Source organism: Flavobacterium pallidum (assembly GCF_003097535.1).
In the GTDB taxonomy this organism is placed as follows: domain Bacteria; phylum Bacteroidota; class Bacteroidia; order Flavobacteriales; family Flavobacteriaceae; genus Flavobacterium; species Flavobacterium pallidum.
Map to the genome: position 1 here is coordinate 1,356,176 of NZ_CP029187.1, position 22,813 is coordinate 1,378,988.

Sequence of the window (22,813 nt, forward strand, 5' to 3'; positions counted from 1 at the left end):
GGTGCTTCCGAAATCTGAATATACATCCTTCATCAAATCCGAAGCAAAACGTTTGGGTTTCCTGTCATGCGGTATTTCCAAAGCCGGTTTTCTGGAAGAAGAAGCACCACGCCTTGAAAACTGGCTCAACCACCGCCACCATGGCCAAATGTCATACATGGAAAACCATTTCGACAAACGCCTTGATCCCACAAAACTTGTTGAAGGCTCTAAAAGTGTCATTTCATTACTGCTGAATTATTTTCCATCTGAAACACAAACTGCAGACTCTTATAAGATTTCCAAATACGCTTACGGCAAGGATTACCATTTTGTAATCAAGGACAAGTTAAAAGAATTGCTGTATTCGATACGGCATGAAATCGGGGACGTAGATGGGCGTGCGTTCGTGGATTCGGCGCCGGTGCTGGACAAAGCCTGGGCTGCAAAAAGCGGTTTGGGCTGGATCGGCAAACATTCCAATTTGCTTACGAAACAAACCGGGTCGTTTTATTTCATTGCCGAGCTGATCCTTGACCTGGACCTGGAATATGACCATAAAGTTACCGATCACTGCGGTTCCTGCACTGCCTGCATCGATGCCTGCCCGACTGAGGCAATCGTAGCGCCCTATGTTGTCGACGGCAGTAAGTGCATTTCGTACTTTACCATTGAGCTTAAGGACAATCTTCCGATGGAAATGAAAGGAAAATTCGATGACTGGGCGTTTGGATGTGATGTGTGCCAGGATGTTTGCCCGTGGAATCGTTTTTCCAAAGCGCATAATGAACCTTTATTCAATCCGCAACCGGAATTGCTGTCGATGTCAAAGAAAGACTGGGAGGAAATTACTGAAGATACTTTTCGGAAAGTGTTTAAGGATTCGGCCGTTAAGCGAACGAAGTTGGAAGGATTAAAAAGGAATATCAAGTTTTTGGGAGATGCTTCGCTATAGAAAAGCTTCGCTGTAGAAGAATTATTCCTTACATCCGCCATTTCGCATACCGCTTCCACTGTTTTACCGCATAATCCTTTATCTTCTGCGGAAGGGTGTTAAACGCTGCGTCAAATTCATATTCGCCTCCGGTCACCTGGTCGCCCATAATCAACCGTTCCTCGCCCCGCATGGCATATTTTTGCTGCCCTTCATATATGACAATCTTCATCGCCCTGGGGCTGATGTCGCCACGGCAGGCCATCTTATACACCAGCCATATTTCAGTAGTTTTGTCGCCATCGAGGTCCGTAACTGCAATGGCACGGTCAATAAATGAGGCTTCGACATCAAGGGGGCAGCCTTTTTCAAAATCGTATACTTTCCAGTCCGGATCGGCTGCGCCATTAAGGAAATGGTACGCAAATACTTCAGCATTTTTGTTGTCGCCGGATTTGTAAATTCCTGTTTCTGTAAGCAGCAGCATGTTATCGCCATGGGCATCTTTCCATTGGAGTCCTTTTACGAACTGCCCGGAAAAAGAGAAGCCTTTCGGGAGGTCTTTTTGCCAGATGTCTTTGGTGATAATCTTTGCCTGCCCGAAAATAAAAGGTGAAAAGAGTAGTAAAAGAAGGTAACGGACTTTCATAGATTGCGCGGTTTCCTTTCAAAGGTAAATAAGCATTTTTATATCTTTTGTCTGGTTCACAAAATATTATGAATGTGGAAAGAGGGTGAAAATACCTCTTAGTGGGCGTTGTTTAAGCGGTACCGTTGTAACCTTTAGCGGTAAGTTTGAATTTAATTGCGAAAACCGGCATCCTCCTGCACAGGATTGCAGCACACTGAGTGGGTTCGAGGCTTGAATTTTGGCTTCTTTTGTTTAGCTCCGCTCAGCCGGCTGCGCCTCTGGTCAAGACAAAAGAAGAAGCAATAAAAAAACTTTCCTTTTCCAACTCATACCCCTACCTTTGTAAGTCTCAAAAAAAAGAAAATGAACAAGTACAGCAAACGCCGCGAAGCGCTATTATACCACGCCAAACCAAAACCGGGGAAGATCCAGGTGGTCCCAACCAAGAAATATGCTACGCAGCGCGACCTGTCACTGGCGTATTCGCCCGGGGTGGCTGAACCCTGCCTTGAGATTGCAAAGGATGTCAACAACGTCTATAAATATACGGCGAAAGGCAACCTCGTAGCCGTAATCTCGAATGGTACTGCGGTACTGGGACTGGGCGACATCGGGCCGGAGGCATCCAAGCCGGTGATGGAAGGCAAGGCACTCCTGTTCAAAATTTTTGCCGATATCGACGTATTCGATATTGAAGTGGGTACCAAGGATGTCGATGCGTTTATTGAAACAGTAAAGAATATAGCACCCACTTTCGGGGGGATCAACCTCGAGGATATCAAGGCCCCGGAATCGTTCGAGATCGAAAGGAGGCTCGTCGAGGAGCTGCAGATCCCCGTGATGCATGACGACCAGCACGGTACGGCAATCATTTCGTCGGCCGCCTTGCTCAACGCCCTGGAATTGGCCAAAAAGAAGGTAGAAAAAGTGAAGGTAGTAGTGTCAGGTGCCGGTTCGGCTGCTCTGGCCTGCGCCAATTTATATGTGCTGCTGGGCGTAAAGCCGGACAATATCATCATGTTTGACGTAAACGGGGTGCTGTCTTCCGAGCGTACCGACCTGTCGGACCTCCAGAAGCGTTATGCCAAAGGCAAACCCGGGATTGACCTTAAAGGCGCTTTGAAAGACGCGGATGTGTTCCTTGGGCTATCCGCAGGGAACATCCTGTCGCCGGACATGCTGATGGGTATGGCGAAGAACCCGATTGTTTTTGCGATGGCCAACCCCATTCCGGAGATTGATTACAACCTTGCCATCGATACCCGCAAGGACATTATCATGGCTACCGGCCGCTCGGACCATCCGAATCAGGTGAATAATGTGTTGGGATTCCCGTATATCTTCCGTGGCGCGCTTGATGTCCGTGCGACGAAGATCAACGAGGAAATGAAGATGGCTGCAGTACGCGCCCTGGCGGCTTTGGCCAAAGAGCCCGTGCCGGAACAGGTGAATATCGCTTATGGCGAAACCAAGCTGAATTTCGGGAAAGATTACATTATACCCAAACCATTCGACCCAAGATTGATCGCCACTGTGGCGCCAGCTGTTGCGCGTGCTGCAATGGATTCAGGCGTGGCATTGCACCCGATTGAAGATTGGGGAAAATATGAAGAAGAATTGCTCGAAAGGCTGGGTTCTGATAATAAGATGGTGCGATTGCTCATCAACCGGGCAAGGATGGACCCGAAACGCATCGTTTTTGCGGAAGCGGACCACCTCGATGTGTTGAAAGCGGCGCAAATTGTAATGGAAGAAAGGATCGGTTATCCTATCCTTTTAGGCAACAAGGATGTGATATTGAGCCTGAAGGAAGAAATCGGTTTTGATGCCGATGTGCCCATTTATGACCCCAAAACAAAAAAAGAAGATGAACGCCGCCTGCGTTATGCCGAAATTTTCTGGAAATCACGCCAACGCCGCGGCATACAATTGCTCGATGCCCAGAAGTGGATGCGGGAGCGCAATTATTTTGCCGCAATGATGGTAAATGAAGGCGATGCCGATGCTTTGGTAACAGGCTATTCACGAAGTTATCCTTCAGTGATCAAGCCGATGATGCAGTTGATCGACAAGGCTCCGGGGATTTCATTGTTTGCCACGACGAATATGATGATGACCAACCGTGGTCCGATGTTCCTCTCCGATACGGCTATCAATACGAATCCTTCAGCCGATGACCTGGCGAAGATTGCGCTGATGACGGCCAAGACGGTGAAAATGTTTGGGATGGAGCCGGTAATTGCAATGGTTTCGTATTCAAATTTCGGGTCTTCGGCAACGCCAAGCGCGGCTAAGGTGAATGAAGCGGTGGCTTACCTGCACAAATATTATCCGGATCTGATTGTTGATGGGGAAATCCAGACTGATTTTGCTTTGAACGATGAGATGCTGCGCAAGAAATTCCCGTTTTCGAAACTGGCCGGGAAGAAAGTCAATACCTTGATTTTCCCGAACCTTGAAGCGGCAAACATTACTTATAAATTGCTGAAGGAGCTTTATAATGTAGATTCTGTAGGTCCAATCATGCTTGGTATGGACAAGCCGGTACACATTTTCCAGATCAGTGCGAGTGTCGAAGAAATGGTCAATATGGCCGCTGTCGCCGTGGTGGATGCACAAGAGAAGGAAAAGCGCCATAACATGACAAAAAAGTAGATTTAACCGGGAAAATTTGAGCTAAAAACATTCTGTTCCTGCTTAGTAAAAGATTTTTGTTACTTTTGGGCATTACTTAGCTAAATGATTGCACACATACACGGGAAACTGACAGAGAAAACGCCTACCGAAGTGGTTATCGACTGCGGCGGTGTGGGTTATCATATCAACATTTCCCTGCACACTTATTCCCTGCTCCCGGATTCCGACAACGTAAAGCTGTATACGCACCTCCAGATTAAGGAAGATGCGCATACGCTGTTTGGTTTCGTACAGAAATCGGAGCGCGAGATTTTCAGGATGCTGTTATCTGTTTCCGGAATAGGCGCGGGTATTGCACGTACGATGTTGTCTTCATTGGAACCCAAACAAATCGTACAGGCGCTTGCTTCTGGTGACGTAGCTACGATACAGGCCGTAAAAGGCATCGGAACGAAGACGGCACAGCGCGCCATTCTTGACCTGAAGGACAAGGTGTTAAAGTTGTATGATTTGGATGAAGTTTCGATTTCGCAGAGCAATACAAATAAAGAAGAGGCGTTATCTGCTTTGGAAGTTTTAGGATTTAACAAAAAATTGGCTGAAAAGGCCGTTGAGAAAATCGTTCGCGAACAGCCCGAAGCGACTGCTGAATCGATTATAAAACAAGCTTTAAAAAATTTATAAGGACTTGAAAACATTATACAGTAAAGGCTCTGAAGCCGTGTTGAAAATCAGTATTTTTTTACTGATGTTATTGGCAGCACCGGGACTTCAGGCACAGGTGGACGACGAAGATAATGAGCAGCCCAAAGATACCGTAGGATATAATCCCGGCAGGATTGAACTTGATAATCCGCCGAGCGTGGTCGCTTCCTATACTTATGATCCCGTTACGGACCGTTACATTTATACCAATAATGTCGGGAATTTTAATGTAACCTATCCTATTATCCTCACGCCTAAAGAGTATGAAGCCCTGGTGATGAAGGAAGCCATGCATAAATATTTCAAGGAAAAAGCCGAAGCCATCGATGGGAAAAAACCCGGAACTGAAGATGCAAAAAAGAACCTGCTGCCGAAGTATTATGTGAACAATAGCTTTTTTGAAACGATATTCGGCGGGAATACCATTGATGTAAAGCCTACAGGTTCGGTTGAAATGGACCTTGGCGTGCGGTATACGAAACAGGACAATCCTGCCTTTTCACCACGGAACCGCTCTTCGATAACCTTTGACTTCGATCAGAGGATTAGTATGGCGCTGCAGGGGAAAGTAGGAACGAGGCTGAATGTGAATGCGAATTATGATACCCAATCGACATTTGCATTCCAGAATCTCATCAAACTCGAATACGCCCCTACTGAGGATGACATTTTGCAGAAGATTGAAGTCGGTAACGTCAGCATGCCTCTAAACAGCACCCTGATTAAAGGAGCGCAGAGCCTTTTCGGGGTGAAAGCGCAATTCCAGTTTGGGAAAACCACCATTACCGGAGTATATTCAGAACAGAAATCACAAACCAAAGCCGTTGTGGCACAGGGTGGCGGTACGATACAGGACTTTGATTTATTTGCACTTGATTATGACTCTGATCGTCACTTCTTCCTCTCGCAGTACTTCAGGAATGAATATGATGCTGCGCTCAGGACTTACCCGAATATCGACAGCCGTGTACAGATTACAAGGATTGAGGTTTGGGTGACCAATAAGCAGAACAGGATTACGACACAGGACAACAACCTGCGGAACATCGTGGCACTCCAGGATTTAGGGGAATCACGGATTACCAACAAGCTTGATGCAGAAATTGTAAACCTGAACAACCCATCCGATTTCTTTAACCCGGATCCTGCGAATCCAGGAGGCCCCGCTATCGACCTTCCGGCGGATAACAGGAATAACAAATTCGACCCTGAGGCCATCGGGACAAGTGGTTACCTGAACAGCAACATCAGGGAAATATCCAGTACCAATAATAACGCCTTTACGTTTCCGGCCGGATCGGGTATTACCGTGGCGGAAGGCCAGGATTACGTAAAACTTGAAAACGCACGTAAATTAACTTCTACAGAGTTTACCTTCCACCCGCAACTGGGTTACATTTCGTTGCAGCAGCGCCTTGCCAATGACGAGGTCCTGGCGGTGGCTTACCAGTATACCATCGGGGATGAAGTGTACCAAGTCGGGGAATTCGGTAACGGTGGGGTGGAATCTACCATCGTAAACGGTACACTTCCGCAGAACCAGACCATCATTACGCAAAGCCTTATATTGAAATTGCTGAAAAGTAACCTGACGACTGTTGACAGGGAAGTGGCCACACCTTCAGGCCCTGTGAGGTACAGCACGCCGATTTGGAACCTGATGATGAAAAACATCTACCAGGTGGCGCCGGGAGGGCAGCTGGAGCAGGAGGATTTCAGGTTTAATATTTTATATACCGATCCGTCTCCGCTGAATTACATCACACCGGCCGGGAATACGACACTACCAGCTGATGTCACCAACACGCCACTTTTAAAAGTATTCAGGGTGGACAGGCTCAATGCGACGAACGATCCACAGCGCAACACGGACGGTACCTTTGGCGATGGGTTCTTCGATTATATCCCGGGCATTACGGTCGATACGCAAAACGGAAGGATTGTCTTCACTACGGTAGAACCTTTCGGGGAATATCTTTTTAATAAACTTCGGACAAACCCCGGAGAGGATTACAATGGTGATCCGAATATCCCAACCGAATATAACCCGAACCAGGCGAAATACGTTTTTAAAACGATGTACCGCAGCACGCAGGCCAAGGCGCTGCAGGAAAGTGAGAAGAATAAATTTGAACTCCGCGGTAAATACAAATCCACAGCGGGTGATGGTATTGCCATCGGAGCCTACAACGTGCCCAGAGGTTCCGTAGTCGTCACGGCTGGCGGAAGGGTGCTGCAGGAAGGATTGGATTATTCTGTGAACTATCAGCTGGGGCGTGTCATTATCCTTGATCCTGCATTGGCGAGTTCGAATGTGCCGATTAATATTTCTGTGGAAAACAATTCCGTTTTCGGGCAGCAGACCAGGAGGTTCGTCGGGATTAATGTGGAGCACAAATTTTCAGATAAATTCGTCTTGGGCGCTACTTATCTTAAAATGACGGAGAAGCCTTTTACGACCAAATCCAATTACGGGCAGGAATCGGTAAACAATACGATTTTTGGCTTAAACGGAAATTTCTCTACCGAAGTGCCGTTCCTGACCAGGCTGGTCAATAAGCTCCCAAATATGGATACCGATGTGCCTTCAAATATTTCCTTCCGTGGGGAAGTGGCATGGCTGAAGCCAAATGCACCAAAGGCGGATCGTTTTGAAGGTGAATCAACGATTTATGTAGATGATTTTGAAGGATCTCAGACAGCCATCGACGTGAAGTCGCCATTGGCATGGTCACTTTCATCAGTCCCCGTGAAGGAAAATGAGGCCAGCAATCCTGATTTCGATGGGAATAATCCCGGCGATATACTGTCTAATGGATATAAAAGAGCCAAATTATCGTGGTATACCATCGATCCGGTTTTTTATACCAGTGATAGGCCAGGCGGTGTTTCAGATCAGGATATGGCGCTGAATAAGACCAGACGCGTGTACATACAGGAGCTTTTTAACCAGGATATCGCCGACGGACAGCAGAATGTACTCAACACGCTGGACTTATCTTACTATCCACAGGAAAGAGGCCCTTACAATTATAATCCTGCAGCCACCAACGGCACATTGCCGAATCCCGAAGAAAATTTCGGAGGGATCATGCGCTCGCTGAGTTCGACCAATTTTGAGCAAAGCAATGTGGAATACATCCAATTCTGGATGATGGATCCTTATGTTGACGAAACCGGTAACTCTACGATAAACCTGGGGAATACCGGAAAGATTTATTTTAACCTCGGTGAAATTTCTGAGGATATCCTGAAAGACGGTAAAAAGCAATACGAAAACGGACTTCCCGAAGCCGATTCACAACAGGCCACCATCGCGACAGAGTGGGGCAGGGTGCCGGCATCGCAATCCCTGATATATGCTTTCGATACCAGCAATGCCAACCGTGCCGTGCAGGATGTCGGGCTTGATGGCCTTGACAATATCGGTGAGGCTGGTTTTTTCACAGACTACGCGGGAATCAAAGATCCTTCTGCCGATGATTATGAATTTTACCTGAATGCCGAAGGCGATGTGCTGCAGCGCTACAAGAATTATAATGGCATGGAGAAAAACTCTCCTGTTGGTGTTTCAGATAATAATCGCGGGAACTCCACCTTGCCGGATGCGGAAGACGTGAACCGCGACAATACCATGAATACCCTGAACGCTTACTTCCAATACCATATTGATGTTAAGCCGAACATGGTTGCTGGTGAAAATTATGTAAGCAGTATCATTGATGCTCAGAGCCGTGTGAGCGGGCCGGGCAATCAGGTGGCGAAGACCAAATGGATACAGTTTAAAATCCCGATTATTGAGGGTGAAAAAGTGGGTACTATTGACGATCTGCGTTCCATCCGTTTTATGAGGATGTACATGACAGGGTTCAGCCAGCCTATTACCGTCCGTTTTGGTACCCTGGACTTGGTGCGTGGGGAGTGGAGGCAATATTTGAATTCGCTTGAAGCCAATAACGACGACCCGGATGATGACACCACCACTTTTGACATCAGTGCGGTAAACATCCAGGAAAATGGTTCCAGGCAGCCGTACCATTATGTAACGCCGCCAAATGTAGTGCGCGAGCAGTTGTATAACAACAATACGGTAATCAATCAAAATGAGCAGTCGCTTTCGCTGAAAGTGAATGAATTGACCCCGGGTGATTCCCGCGGTGTATTTAAAAATGTTGATGTTGATATGCGCCAATTCAAGAAGCTCAAGATGTTTATGCACGCTGAATTGCTCGCAAAACATCCCGTGGTTTTTGATAATGAACTTGCCGGTTTCCTTCGTTTTGGAACTGACTTAAAGGAAAACTACTATCAGGTAGCGCTTCCTTTGAAAGTGACCAGGGAAGGACTTACACCTCCTGATGACAGCTCGATAGAAGTACCTGCTGAGGAAATGTGGCCTGACGAAAGCCAGATCGACATCAAGCTCGACCTGTTGACCAAGCTTAAGATTTATGCGATGAACCACCCGGACGAATTTGATGCGAACGGCGTACTTACAAAATCTGAGGAAGAATTGGATGGGTCGGCTGCCGACAAACCAAACAAACTGATACTGAGTATCAAAGGAAATCCTAACTTCGGGCAGGTCAGGACCATTATGGTGGGTGTTAAAAACAATACAGACACCGGGACCAAACCCGATGGCACCCCGCTTGCAGCAAGGAATGTGGCCGGTGAAGTGTGGTTCAACGAACTCAGGCTTTCAGAGATGGATAACAAAGGCGGTATGGCTGCCGTAGCAAGCCTTGATACAAACCTTGCCGACTTCATGACATTGTCTGCGACAGGTAAAATGAGCACCATTGGTTTCGGGGCGCTTGAAGACGGTCCTAACGAAAGAAGCCGCGAAGATGCGAAGCAGTACAGCATCGTGACCAATATGAACCTCGGGAAACTGCTTCCTAAAAAATGGGGTATCGTCCTGCCTTTCAATTATGGTGTGGGGGAAGAAATCGTAAAACCGGAATATGATCCATACAACCGAGACATTCAGCTGGCACTTTTGCTGAATGAAACTCCGAACGTAGGCCAACGCGCCAATATTGAAGACCGTGCTATCGAATACACTAAAACCACCAGTATAAATTTTATCGGTGTAAAAAAAGAAAGAAGCCCGGATCAGAAAACCCATATTTACGATCCGGAGAATATTACGCTTTCGCATTCGTTCAATGAAACACTGAAGCATGATTTTGAAATCGAGGAATATGTTGACCAACAGGTGCGCAGTACCGTCGATTACAGCTTTAATTTCCAGCCGAAAGCGGTGGAGCCATTCAAGAAGACGAAATTCATGAAAAGCAGTTACTGGAAATTACTCAGTGATTTTAATTTCAATTACCTGCCATCGAGCGTGACTTTCAGTTCATCTATCCTCAGGCAATACAACCGCCAGCAATTCCGCCAGGTGGAAGGAATTGAAGGGATTGCGTTGCAGCCATTGTTCAGGAGGAATTTTATGTTCAACTATCAATATGGTTTCAATTACAACCTGACCAAAAATCTCAAAATCAATTATACCGGGGCTTCTAATAATATCGTAAAAGCATATGATGACCAGGGGTTGCTAATCGATACAATCTATGATGATTACTGGAATATCGGTGACCCGAACCAGCATACTCAGCAATTCATCCTTAATTATGAATTGCCGCTAAGCAAGCTTCCTTTCCTGAGTTTCCTGAAAGCGACCTACACTTACACCGGTGATTACAGCTGGCAAAGGGCATCAGAGGCGACATCTAACTTTGAAGACAGGGAAGGTAATTTCTACAACCTGGGAAATACGGTCCAGAATAACGGGGCGCATCGTATCAATACCACCCTGAACTTAGAATTATTGTATAAGTATTTAGGTTTGACCAAAACAAAGGCTGTGGCAAAAGCGCCTGCCAAAACAGCGCCGCCTAAGCCGGGACAGAAAGTGACCACTACGCAGGCGGCTCCGCAAAAAGAGCCAAATGTACTTGTGGATGGCCTGATCGGAGTGCTTACAAGCCTTAAAAACGTACAGGTGAATTATACCGAAAGCGCAGGTACCGTATTGCCGGGTTATTTACCGGGCGTCGGATTCTTCGGGACTTCAAAGCCGACTTTGGGGTTTGTTTTCGGTCTTCATGATGATGTACGCCAGTTCTCTGCCGAGCGTGGATGGCTGACCGATTATCAGGATTTTAATCAAAATTATACAGAAGTACTTAACAGGGAACTTGATGTGACCGCTTCAATGGATTTGTTTCCTGATTTCAAAATCGACTGGACGGCAAACCGCAGCTACACTGAAAATTTCTCTGAGCAATTTGACGTAAGCGATGACGGGCATTATAATTCCAGGGCACCATATACCACCGGTAATTATTCGATCTCAACCGTGCTGATCTCCACCGCTTTCGGCCGCAGTGATGAAAATGGTTCAGCTGCTTTTGACGATTTCAGGGAAAACAGGCTGATTGTCGCCGACCGCCTGGCTGCGGATAAATACGGGACAAGCATTCCCCGTTATGGAGATGCCGCCAATCCGATACCTGCAAATACTGATGATCCGCTTTACGAAACTTATGTCGCGAATGAAGGATTTCCTATCGGATACAAAAAAGACAACCAGGAAGTATTGCTTCCGGCATTCCTTGCGGCCTATACCGGCTCAGGCGCTTCCGGGGTATCGCTCAAGGCTTTCAGGAATATCCCATTGCCGAACTGGACCGTAAAATACACCGGACTGATGCGTTATAAATTCTTTAAGGACCGGTTCAAGCGATTTTCGCTGCAACATGGTTACAGGGCTTCATATACGATTAATTCTTTCAGGTCGAATTTTGAATTTGATAAAAATCCGAATCAAACCCTTCCGGAACCAGGCGATAATTTCAACACCAAATTGCTGATGTCGAACGTCAACCTCGTGGAAGCCTTCAGTCCGTTAATCAAAGTGGATATGGAAATGAAGAATTCCGTAAAGATCACCGCCGAAGTTAAAAAGGACCGTGCTTTGTCATTAAGCTTCGACAACAACCTGCTTACGGAAGTCCAGGGTATGGATTATGTCTTCGGGCTGGGTTACAGGATCAAGGATGTGGTGTTTAACTCGTCATTGGCCGATAACCCGCAGGGTGTTATCAAAAGCGACATTAATATTAAGGCCGACTTATCATTAAGAGACAGCAAAACCATCGTTCGCCATCTTGATTATGACAACAACCAGCTTGCCGGCGGACAGAACAACTGGAACCTGAAACTGACTGCCGATTATTCCTTCAGTAAGAACCTGACGGCCATTTTCTTCTACGATCATTCTTTCTCGAAAGCGGTGATTTCGACGGCTTTCCCCATCACGAATATCAGGGCAGGATTTACTTTGCGATACAATTTTGGAAACTAAATAGCAGAAAATTTCAGAATTAAAACGGTAAACAATACATTTGTAAAAAGCATTTAAAAACAAACTAAAACTATAAAAGATGAGCATTCCAAGCAGTTTAAGGTATACCAAAGATCATGAATGGGCAAAAATCGAAGGCGATATTGTCACCGTAGGCATCACACATTTTGCACAAAAAGAACTTGGTGATATCGTATATGTTGAAGTGGAAACCCTGGACCAGCATTTGGATAAAGATGAAGTTTTTGGTACTGTTGAAGCCGTAAAGACCGTTTCTGACCTGTTCCTGCCGATTGCGGGAGAGATAATAGAATTCAACGAATCACTGGTGACCAATCCGGAAATAGTAAATAAAGATCCTTACGAAGAAGGCTGGATGATCAAGATCAAAGTGGACGACGCAGCGGATTATGAAAGCCTGCTTACCGCCGACCAATACAAGGAACTCATTGGCGCATAAAAAGAAATTCCTCTGGCTGGCACTATGCTGGACCGCTGTTGTGGCTTATTTTTGCCTGATCGATTTTAATGAGTTGCCGAAAGTAGGCGCAAAGAATTTCGATAAAGTGGGCCATCTTACATTTCACTTCGGGCTTACGGCAGTCTGGTTTTTATATTTCAGGTTCCAAAGGCTCAATGACAATAAAAAGGCGCTATACAAAGCTTTCGGGTTTTCATTCGTTTACGGTGTAATGCTCGAAATCGTCCAGGCGAATTTTACGGATACCCGAAATGGTGATGTTTTCGATGTTGTCGCCAATACCGTTGGCGGATTGCTGGCGGCGCTGACTTTCGCGCTTTTGGTAAAACCACTAAAGCCTCGAACAGAATAATAGCAAAAAATAGTCCCGCTTCGGTGGGATTTTTTTATTTTTATCACCGATATAAAGTACCGACAAATGACAGACATCAGGCAATACCTGGATTCCACATATCTTAAGACGGCTGAGCAGACAGGACTGACCGAGGCAGAAAATGCTGCGGTGGCGCGCGAGTTCATTCAGGAGGCCATTGACGGGCATTTCAAGTTGATTATGATCCGGCCCGAAATGGTATCTTTTGCAAAAGCGATGGTTGAAAAGGCATCATCGAAATTGCTCGTCGGGACGGTAATCGATTTTCCGTTTGGCCTGTCACCACTGGAAATGAAGATGGCCGAAGCCGAAAAAGCCATTGAGGACGGCGCGGACGATCTTGATTTCGTATGCAATTATGAGGCCTTTAAAATCGGTGATGTTGAAAGGGTGCGTGATGAAATATTACAGTGTACTGCGCTTGGACTTGCGGCAGGAAAAACCGTAAAATGGATTATTGAGGTTGCGGCTCTGGACAACCAGCAAATTGTGCGCCTTTCAGCATTGATCAAAAATGTGGTGGTCACCCATTTCAAGGAAGATTCGTATGCTTCGGTTTTTGTAAAATCGTCAACAGGATTTTATAAGACGCAAAACAACCTGCCAAACGGCGCCACAATCCCGACCATCACCATGATGATTGAAAATGCGTATCCTTTACCAGTAAAAGCAGCCGGTGGCGTGCGTTCTTTTGAAGAAGCCGAAGCGATGATCAGGCTTGGCGTAAAACGTATCGGGACATCTTCTGCGAAAGCGATTGCCGAAGGGAAAATTTCCAAAACCGGTTATTAAACTGAAAAACTTAAAAATGAAATACACTTTACTTTCTTTATTTTTTTTAATGCTTTTCGGAACGGCTAAAGCCCAAAAAACCAGCGAACAGGTCCCGGTTTTCCCGAATTGTGAAAATAAAAATCCACAGGAGCTCGAAAATTGCTTTTATGCCCAGTTGCAGGATTTTGTATTCAATAATTTCAAAGTGCCTGAAAACCTGGTGCAGAACAATTATAAAGGGAGTGTTAATGTGCTTTTTGAAGTCGATTCCGCCGGAGCTTTCAAAGTGCAGTATGTCGATGCGATTTATCCGGAACTGATTAAGGAATCCAAAAGGCTTTTCTCGACTTTGCCAAAAGTGAAGCCCGCAACTTTCAATGGAAAACCGGTTTATAGTAAATTCACTTACAAAATAGCCATCCCATTACGCAACGAAACTGTCACACAGGCGGAGCAGAAAAAAGTTCAGGATGCTAAGGTTTTAAAGGAAAAGGAACTCACAGAAATCGACAGCCTTCCGTATAAAAAATTCGACAACCCCATTTTGAAAAGCCGTTTGTATGTGCCTTTCACACACAGCAATTATGCGCGTTTTGATGCCGCATTAAACCAGGTGGGAAGCAACAATCACACGGGTTCGAAACCGCTGACTTATGAGGAAGTGACGCAATACTATGATCTGGCCGCTGCCAATAAAAAATTGCTGAGGGGAAAAACCGGCTGGTGGGGCAAAAAGATATGGGATGAGAACTTCGTACAATTCCAGGGCGAAGGCTATTGGCTGACACTGAACCCGATTATCGACCTGAGGCTTGGAAAAAGCAAAGGAGAGCAGTCGGTTTCTACATTCCAGAACACACGTGGCGTACAGTTGCAGGCGGGTTTGGGCGACAATCTTGTCTTTACTTCGACAATTTATGAAAGCCAGGGGCGTTTTGCAGGTTATTTCAACCAGTATGCCGAATTGATAAAACCGGCTGGTGGCGATCCTGCGATCATTCCGGGTGTCGGGATAGCGAAAAGGTTTAAGGCCGATGCATACGATTTCCCTTCTGCGGAAGCGAACATCACTTATACACCTTCAAAATTCATCGACCTGCAGATGGGTTACGGAAGGAACTTCATCGGTGATGGCTACCGTTCGTTATTGTTAGGCGATGCGGCGAGTCCGTATCCGTATATTAAAGTGAATACCAAATTCTGGAAAATAAAATATACCAATACGTATTTGTGGCTTAAGGATGTGCGTCCCGGAGTCATTGAAGACCGTACTTATGCCACAAAATTCATGGCAAACCATTACCTGAGCTGGAATATCAATAAAAGGATCAATCTTGGTTTTTTTGAATCGGTGGTGTGGACGAACAGCAACGGGCGGGGTTTCGACATGAATTTCATCAACCCGATTATTTTTTACCGTACGGTCGAATTCACATCATCAGCACGAAGCGGAAATGCCGTACTGGGTTTGACAGGAAAATACAAATGGAGCAACAGCATCAATTTTTACGGACAATTCATTTTGGATGAATTTTCGCTCGGCGCTGTAAAGGACCAGAACAAAAGCTGGCTGAACAAATCCGGGATCCAACTCGGAGCCAAATATTATAACGCCTTTTCCATCGACAATCTTTTGCTGCAATTTGAATACAACGCGATACGTCCGTATGTGTATTCCCATAGCGATCCGCTTACCAATTATGGGCACAATAACCAGAGCATGGGCCATCCCTGGGGCGGGAACGCGCGCGAAATCATTGCGATCGCACGGTACAATACGGGACGTTATTTTGCAGATGCGAAGCTGACTTACGGAATCCGCGGTTTCGATTTCGATTCGGCTGCCGATGCATTTAATTATGGTGGAAACATTTACAAAAACTATAATGAAGGCCGCCCGTTTGATACCGGTGTTGCCATTGGGCAGGGCAATAAGACCAACATTGTGATTGCCGATCTGCAGGCGGGTTATATCGTAAATCCGGTGACCAACCTGAAACTGTTTGCCAGCCTGATCTACAGGAGTTTCGATCCGGAAACGGAAACTACTGCGGTTTTTAAGGACAATACGACCTGGTTTTCTGTTGGCGTGAGGGCGGATTTATTTAACTGGTATTTTGATTATTAGGAAGTTGCAAAGTTTCAAAGTAGCAGGGTTGCAAAGTATCAAAGTGTCCGGTTTTTTTTTAAAATTTTGGATGGAGTTCTTATTTCAGCTGCTCGCTGTGACTGCCAACTGAGACTGCCAACTGCGACTTAAAATAATTTGCGCAATCACTTTCGATAAAGTACCTTTGCGCCACTAATAACACCGTTTTGAGCGCGACCGCAAATACCTTTTCCATCAAATCCATTTTTCTTGATTTTAAGGAGATCACCAAGGCAGGATTGGCGATAAGCGTTTTGTTTTCGTCGATAGCCGGTTACCTGCTGGGTTTTGATGAGGCACACCCGTTCAGCTGGAGCGTTTTGGCTATGTTGATGATTGGCGGTTATTGCATGGTTGGCGCTTCCAATGCGTACAACCAGGTGATTGAAAAAGACCTTGACGTGTTGATGGACCGCACGAAGAACAGGCCGGTGCCGTCGGGCAGGATGTCGTCAAACATGGCGCTTTTCATTGCAAGTTTACTGACGATTATCGGATTGATATTGTTGTATATGATTAATCCGAAAACGGCCATGTTCGGCGCGATTTCCATTTTTCTTTATACGAGTATTTATACACCTTTGAAAACGGTGACGCCTTTGTCGGTTTTTGTGGGTGCATTTCCGGGTGCTATCCCGTTTATGCTGGGCTGGGTTGCTGCGACGGGCGATTTCGGGATTGAAGCCGGGACCCTTTTCCTGATACAGTTTTTCTGGCAGTTTCCGCACTTCTGGGCGATTGGGTGGTTTTTATATGAAGATTATGAGAAGGCCGGATTTTTTATGCTGCCTTCCGGCAAAAGGGACAATACTACGGCTTTGCAGGTCATCCTTTACACGGCATGGCTGATTGGCGCTTCGCTGATCCCTTTCGTATTGCCGTATTTTGCAGTAACGAAATTATCGCTGTCCATTGTCGCTGCGGTATTGGTTTTGGTTTTAGGATTATGGCTGCTGTCGCATGGCATACGATTATACAGGCAAAGAACTGCGAAAGCTGCAAAAACTTTGATGCTTGCCAGCGTAGCTTACATTACGCTTTTGCAGATAATATATATAGTTGATAAATTTTTACGATAATGATGCAGATGACCTATACACAAGAAGAAAGAGAAAAAGTAATACGTTCCAAGAAAATGCTGCTTTGGTTTGCGATGATCAGTATGATCATGGTTTTCGCGGGATTGACCAGCGGCTATATTGTCAGTAAGAAACGTGAGGATTGGGTGCCTTTTGACCTGCCGATCGCTTTCACGATCAGTACAATCCTTATTTTAATAAGCAGCGTGACATTTCACCTGGCCAAAAAATCCATCCAGAAAGACAATCGCGGCGCTACAAGCCTGTTTCTTTTGATTACTTTAGTGTTGGGAAGCTTGTTTGTGTATTTCCAGTTTGCGGGATTCCATGAATTGTACGAAAGGCAGCTTTTCCCGTCGGGGAGTTCGAGTAAAATCACGGTTTCCTTCCTGTATGTTTTCGTGATTGTGCATTTGGCGCACCTTGCAGGAGGATTGATTTCACTTTTGGTTGTAATTTATAATCATTTTAAACAAAAATACAATTCGGGTCAAACCCTTGGATTAGAGCTAGGTGCGATGTTTTGGCACTTTCTTGATTTTCTTTGGCTGTACCTGTTTTTATTTTTATATTTCTTTAAATAAGAAAAAAACGTAAATTTGGGAACTTTTTAACGAATAACTTTTATGGAAGCGACAGCTACTACTGCAAACAACGAAGTGAAAACCTGGGGCGGCGGCAATGAGCCGTTAGGTGCCAGCTACGGTAAACTGATGATGTGGTTTTTTATCGTCTCAGATGCCTTAACATTCTCAGGATTCCTTGCTGCATATGGTTTTTCAAGATTTAAATTTATTGAAACGTGGCCTACGCCGGATGAGGTATTTACCCACTTTCCGTTCATGCATGGCGTCGAAGCACCAATGTACTATGTAGCACTGATGACGTTTATCCTGATTTTTTCGTCTGTGACCATGGTGCTAGCCGTGGATGCCGGACATCATTTGAATAAGAAGAAAGTTACTTTTTATATGTTCCTGACCATCATCGGTGGTTTAATATTCGTGGGCTCACAAGCCTGGGAATGGAGCAACTTTATAAAAGGCGAGTATGGAGCAATCGAGACCAAAGGCGGAAGCCTGCTGCAATTCGTCGACGACCATGGCAACAGGGTGGCACTTGAAAAGTTTGTTGTCCAATTGCCTGAAGAACGGGAACAATTGTCAAGAAGCAAAGCCAAATGGTTTATGGATGAAAGTACATTGGCTACTTATTCCGTAACTGAAGTACAGGCTGCTTTTATCGCACATCCTGAATTGAGGGTAAGGACTGAAGTGAACTACCGTACTGATAATAAGGATTTGATGGCAGATGCTACTGTTGATCATGGCTTAATGAAAACAACAGCGCACAAACACAAAGCCATCCTGACCCGCGAGGCATCATTGAAAAGGATGGAAAATGCCCATTTAGTGGTAGAAGGTGCAAACCTGAAAAGAAATGAATATGGAAGCAAACTGTTTGCAGATTTCTTCTTCTTCATTACAGGTTTCCACGGTTTCCACGTATTTTCGGGAGTGATCATCAATATCATTATTTTCTTTAATGTGCTTTTAGGCACTTATGAAAAGAGAAGAAGCTACGAAATGGTTGAGAAAGTCGGTTTGTATTGGCACTTCGTAGATTTGGTTTGGGTATTCGTATTTACAGTTTTCTATCTGGTTTAAAATTTAAAATTTACTATCATGGCACACGGTCACGAGCATGTTTCAAATACAAAAAGAATCTGGACAGTTTTCGGAATACTTTCTGTTATAACAATTATTGAAGTTTGGTTAGGGATTGAAAAACCGCCCCTACTTCACGAAAGGCACTTATTAGGGATGAATCTCTTAAATTGGCTTTTTTATATCTTAACTATTGTAAAAGCTTATTTTATTGTATGGGCCTTCATGCACATGGAAGGTGAAAAAGCAAGCCTTCGCTGGGCAGTGGTGCTTCCGGTGATTTTCCTGGTACTGTATTTGCTTTTTATACTTTTGACCGAAGCAGATTATATATTCGAGGTGTTTAAGAATTCTACCATAAAATGGAATTTTTAACAACATATTAATTCAGAAAAAAGGGTACGCATTGCGTACCTTTTTTTATTTTTGCAACATATTTATTCCCCTTTCCCGATGAAGAAAAACCTGGTCCTTTTTGTACTGTTCGTACTGCCGATTGTTGCCTATCTTTTCTTCGCTTCGGGTATAAACAGTTTTTCGAAATTGCCAACCGTGACACCTAAAGTTCCTGACTTCCCATCGTCATGGAAAACCATTGAAGGCAAACCGGTAACGCTCACTGGCAAAATCACTGTGCTGGGGTTCGGCGGAAAAGATATCTTGAAGAACCGGGGCAACCTCTTCAACCTAAACCAGAAAATCTACGAGCGATACCACGAATTCAAAGACCTGCAATTTGTAGTGGTTTGTCCTGAAGGTACACAGAACGATGCGCAGCGCATCCTGAAAGCCATGGCATCTACAACCGATATTGAACAATGGCATTTCGTTTTTGCAAAAGACAGTGAGATCAGTTCCTGGTTTGATTCGCTGAAACTTAAAGGAAAACTCAATATTGATTACGGTACTGAAAATGTCTATATCCTTGATAAGGAGCGGAATCTACGCGGCAGGAAGGACCCAAAGGAATACAAGGAAGGCTACAGCACTTTCCATCCGTCAGAGCTTAGCAACGAAATGCTCGACGATTTTAAGATCATCCTTTACGAATATAAAGCGGCTTTGAAAAAGAACAACCTGCAACTCAAAAATACCCCGGAAAATGGCGAAGAATAAGTCGTACATCGGAATTTCATTCATCATACTCGTTTTCGGCATTTTAGTGATTCCGAAAATTGTGGAACGCGTCAAAAATGGCGACATCGTAAAAGCCGACCGTTTGAATATGGTGGAAGGCGGTACGAAAAAATCTTCCGGTTTATTCACTAAAGGTAAAGCGCCTGATTTTATCCTTACCGATCAAAACGGCAAAACCATCACCAACAATGATTATAAAGGCAAAGTGTATGTGTTGGAATTTTTCTTTTCCACCTGCCCTACAATCTGCCCGAAAATGAATGCGAATATGCTCAGGCTGCAGGAAGCATTTTCAGGAAATAAAAACTTCGGACTCGCATCGATCACCATCAATCCTGAAAATGATACGCCTAAAGTATTAAAGGAACACGCCGACCTGATTGGTGTCACTTCGGAAAACTGGCACATGATGACTGGCAAACGCGAGTACATTTTTGACCTGGCCAATAAAGGGTTCAATGTTTTCGCGGGCACGCTTCCGGATAAAAGTAATGGCGGCTTTGAACATTCCGGCCTTTTTGCATTGATTGACAAAAATGGCAACATCCGTTCAAGGCGCGATGAAAGCGGCAATCCAATCGTGTATTATGACGGACTCAGTCCACAGGGAATAGCACAAATTAAAGAAGATATCAAAATTTTACTCGAAGAATAATGGAGCATACCAGCATAGTTGAACAGAAATACAATAAATGGATCGTAGTGTTGTCAATCGCAATTCCGCTTGTAGTGGCATTGCTGTTCAGTGTTAAATTAAAAGACCTCGGTTTTAATGTACAACCTTTAAGCTTTCTCCCACCGATTTATGCCGCAATCAATGGTGTAACGGCAATATTGCTGATTGCTGCAGTATGGTCGATAAAAAATGGAAAACGCAAACAGCATGAAACGCTGATGAAAATTGCCATCGGCTGTTCCGTAGCTTTCCTGGCGATGTATGTCGCTTACCATATGACAAACATAGACACGAAATTCGGAGATGCGGATCACAACAGCATCCTCGATGATGCCGAAAAACTGGCAGTAGGCCCAGTCCGATACCTTTATTATTTTATATTGATTACACACATCACTTTGTCGATCGCAGTAATTCCGATGGTGCTGGTTTCCTATGTGAGGGCTTTGGCAGAACGCTTCGACAGGCATATGAAAATATCAAAAATCACTTTCCCGATCTGGTTATACGTCGCCGTTACCGGAGTAGTGGTTTATTTAATGATTGCTCCTTATTATGCTTCTTAAAAAGGTGCAGGGTTCAGGATACAGGGTTCAGGTTTTTATCCTGATGCTTTGTGGCTCCTTATTTTCATTGCCTGCAAATGCGCAGTGTGCGATGTGCCGCGCTGTGCTTGAAACGGAAGATGGTGGGCAAAAAGGGGAAGCCGTCAATGACGGAATCGTATACCTGATGGCATTCCCCTATCTTTTGGTAGGAATATTAGGGTATGTTATTTACAGGATGATGACTAAAAAAAGCAAAGAAGATCCTACTTCAGCCCATCAACCTTAATATCTACTTTTCCATCGATTGTCAAAAATGCAATAATCGCCTTATTGGTCAATTGCATTTTCTTAAACCCAATTTCACTCATCGTGCCATTCACGAAAACGCCCGGCATAGGCGAATAATTTTTCATGTATTTCAGGATATTCTGTTTTCCTTCTTCCAGATTTGGTTTGATGGAGTAACGACAACTTTCCTGTATTTTTTTCAATATGTATCCGGAAGCCAGCCAATTTGCGGCACGGACCAATTTGCTTTTCGTATCGATTGCATAATCCAGCTGGTCGAAGAAAATTTCTTTCGTGGATTCATTGTATTGTGGAAATCCCGCCAGGTAAATCGTTCCGGTAACGCTGCCCAGTAAATCCAGTGCAATCACCATCTTCCCATCTTTATGCCACAGATTTACATTCTGAACGGTAACTTTCTTGCTGCCAGAGCCAAATTCCTGTCCCTGGAAATTCTTCGTCATAATCTTCGAAGCATCCTTAAAAGTCGAAACCGCAACGATATTGGCCGTAATCTTATCCGGCATTTTGGCAACCGGTTTCAAAGCGATCTTATTCCTGTCAAACCTGGATTCCGGTTTTTTACCGACCAGGGTTTCAATGTAGCATTTCAGCCCCATTTCCATATTCACGGCGTCTTTCTGCAAAACGGCATCTGTTGCATATAATTCTACCGGAACGATGCGCAGCCAGCTTTCATATTCGGCGCTCATCTCCGATGGTGTGCAGATTTTCTCGAGCGCATCCAGCACATTCGATTTGAAATCCATCGATTTATCAATCGCGCCATCGATGTTTTTTTCGATTTTTGAACGAAAAAGCTTAATTGCCGGATTGATCAGGTACGTAATCGGGAGGCTTTTTCCGGCAATAGTAACTGTAGGGCTTTCGGTCCAGTCGAGTGATTTGAGTTCCGTTGTCGAATTCACTTTCCAGTTCGACATTTTAATGCTGCTCGATACGGTAACCACCCCATTAAGGTTGATTTCGCGAGTGTCCGTGAGCAGTTTCCCTAAACCGTAGCGGTAATTTACGCTGGCTTTCAATGGAAGTACCGTCTGTATTTTGCCGTTTACATTCTGCAGGGTGATATTTCCGGTCTTCCAGACTTTTACCGTATAATCATCATCATCAATATTATTGTCTTCATAAATCAGTCCGGTGAGCGTCTTGTTCGTCTGGTTTTCGATATCCTTCAGTTTAATCGTCACGGGCAAATCGATAAATGAAGTTTCATTGTCATAAATCAACGGCGTAGCATCGTCCGGCTCAGGCCTCATCGTTTCAATCTTTTTGGTCGAAGCGCATCCGCTCAGTAAAATCAGCAATAAGGCAACATTGAAAAATTTTATACGTTTCATCTTATAAATTTTGCGT

At 44.8% G+C, this 22,813-nt stretch carries 18 protein-coding genes; 16 read left to right on the forward strand and 2 right to left on the reverse strand.

Features of this window, described 5'->3' with window-relative positions; translation table 11 throughout:
• Window position 1: 1 nt before the first annotated feature.
• A complete protein-coding gene (queG, locus tag HYN49_RS05475; RefSeq protein ID WP_108903182.1) occupies window positions 2-934 on the forward strand; it encodes a tRNA epoxyqueuosine(34) reductase QueG in 933 nt (310 codons plus the stop codon).
• Between the two features lie 28 nt (window positions 935-962).
• Here the strand turns inward: queG and HYN49_RS05480 are convergent, their stop codons facing one another.
• The gene (locus HYN49_RS05480; RefSeq protein ID WP_108903183.1) at window positions 963-1,562 is read right to left on the reverse strand and encodes a M949_RS01915 family surface polysaccharide biosynthesis protein; all 600 of its coding nucleotides are present in this window, start codon (window positions 1,560-1,562) and stop codon (window positions 963-965) included.
• 345 nt (window positions 1,563-1,907) lie between these two features.
• Between HYN49_RS05480 and HYN49_RS05485 the strand changes: the two genes are divergently transcribed.
• From HYN49_RS05485 to HYN49_RS05555, 15 genes are all read left to right on the forward strand, one after another.
• The gene (locus tag HYN49_RS05485) at window positions 1,908-4,199 is read left to right on the forward strand and encodes an NADP-dependent malic enzyme (protein WP_108903184.1); all 2,292 of its coding nucleotides are present in this window, start codon (window positions 1,908-1,910) and stop codon (window positions 4,197-4,199) included.
• 84 nt (window positions 4,200-4,283) lie between these two features.
• Complete coding sequence (gene ruvA / locus HYN49_RS05490; protein ID WP_108903185.1) at window positions 4,284-4,865, forward strand: Holliday junction branch migration protein RuvA; 582 nt, start codon at window positions 4,284-4,286, stop codon at window positions 4,863-4,865.
• A gap of 37 nt (window positions 4,866-4,902) precedes the next feature.
• Window positions 4,903-12,264 carry a T9SS outer membrane translocon Sov/SprA gene (sov, locus tag HYN49_RS05495; protein ID WP_449404174.1) on the forward strand — a complete coding sequence of 2,454 codons (7,362 nt, stop codon included), beginning with the start codon at window positions 4,903-4,905 and terminating at the stop codon, window positions 12,262-12,264.
• 79 nt (window positions 12,265-12,343) lie between these two features.
• Complete coding sequence (gcvH, locus tag HYN49_RS05500; protein WP_108903186.1) at window positions 12,344-12,724, forward strand: glycine cleavage system protein GcvH; 381 nt, start codon at window positions 12,344-12,346, stop codon at window positions 12,722-12,724.
• Entirely contained in the window at window positions 12,675-13,097 is a 423-nt protein-coding gene (locus HYN49_RS05505) for a VanZ family protein (protein ID WP_108903187.1), read from the forward strand. Before gcvH ends, HYN49_RS05505 begins: the two co-directional genes overlap by 50 nt.
• 66 nt (window positions 13,098-13,163) lie before the next feature.
• The gene (gene deoC / locus HYN49_RS05510; RefSeq protein WP_108903188.1) at window positions 13,164-13,910 is read left to right on the forward strand and encodes a deoxyribose-phosphate aldolase; all 747 of its coding nucleotides are present in this window, start codon (window positions 13,164-13,166) and stop codon (window positions 13,908-13,910) included.
• A gap of 16 nt (window positions 13,911-13,926) precedes the next feature.
• The gene (locus HYN49_RS05515) at window positions 13,927-16,020 is read left to right on the forward strand and encodes an energy transducer TonB (protein ID WP_108903189.1); all 2,094 of its coding nucleotides are present in this window, start codon (window positions 13,927-13,929) and stop codon (window positions 16,018-16,020) included.
• Between the two features lie 188 nt (window positions 16,021-16,208).
• Complete coding sequence (gene cyoE, locus HYN49_RS05520) at window positions 16,209-17,120, forward strand: heme o synthase (RefSeq protein WP_108903190.1); 912 nt, start codon at window positions 16,209-16,211, stop codon at window positions 17,118-17,120.
• Between the two features lie 2 nt (window positions 17,121-17,122).
• Window positions 17,123-17,704 (forward strand): cytochrome c oxidase subunit 3, encoded by a 582-nt coding sequence (locus tag HYN49_RS05525; protein WP_108904968.1) that lies wholly within the window; start codon window positions 17,123-17,125, stop codon window positions 17,702-17,704.
• 42 nt (window positions 17,705-17,746) lie between these two features.
• Window positions 17,747-18,787, forward strand: coding sequence for a cytochrome c oxidase subunit 3 (locus HYN49_RS05530; RefSeq protein WP_108903191.1), 1,041 nt, complete (start codon window positions 17,747-17,749; stop codon window positions 18,785-18,787).
• A gap of 18 nt (window positions 18,788-18,805) precedes the next feature.
• Window positions 18,806-19,162 carry a cytochrome C oxidase subunit IV family protein gene (locus HYN49_RS05535; RefSeq protein WP_108903192.1) on the forward strand — a complete coding sequence of 119 codons (357 nt, stop codon included), beginning with the start codon at window positions 18,806-18,808 and terminating at the stop codon, window positions 19,160-19,162.
• A 78-nt stretch (window positions 19,163-19,240) separates the two neighbouring features.
• Complete coding sequence (locus HYN49_RS05540; RefSeq protein ID WP_108903193.1) at window positions 19,241-19,903, forward strand: hypothetical protein; 663 nt, start codon at window positions 19,241-19,243, stop codon at window positions 19,901-19,903.
• On the forward strand, window positions 19,890-20,579 hold the full coding sequence (locus HYN49_RS05545; RefSeq protein ID WP_108903194.1) for an SCO family protein: 690 nt from the start codon (window positions 19,890-19,892) through the stop codon (window positions 20,577-20,579). The genes HYN49_RS05540 and HYN49_RS05545 overlap by 14 nt, the downstream gene beginning before the upstream one ends.
• Window positions 20,579-21,166, forward strand: coding sequence for a DUF420 domain-containing protein (locus HYN49_RS05550; protein ID WP_108903195.1), 588 nt, complete (start codon window positions 20,579-20,581; stop codon window positions 21,164-21,166). The genes HYN49_RS05545 and HYN49_RS05550 overlap by 1 nt, the downstream gene beginning before the upstream one ends.
• Window positions 21,156-21,434, forward strand: a complete 279-nt coding sequence (locus tag HYN49_RS05555) for a hypothetical protein (protein WP_394336401.1) — start codon at window positions 21,156-21,158, stop codon at window positions 21,432-21,434. The genes HYN49_RS05550 and HYN49_RS05555 overlap by 11 nt, the downstream gene beginning before the upstream one ends.
• Here the strand turns inward: HYN49_RS05555 and HYN49_RS05560 are convergent.
• A complete protein-coding gene (locus tag HYN49_RS05560) occupies window positions 21,412-22,797 on the reverse strand; it encodes a DUF4403 family protein (protein ID WP_108903196.1) in 1,386 nt (461 codons plus the stop codon). The genes HYN49_RS05555 and HYN49_RS05560 overlap by 23 nt on opposite strands.
• Window positions 22,798-22,813: the final 16 nt, after the last annotated feature.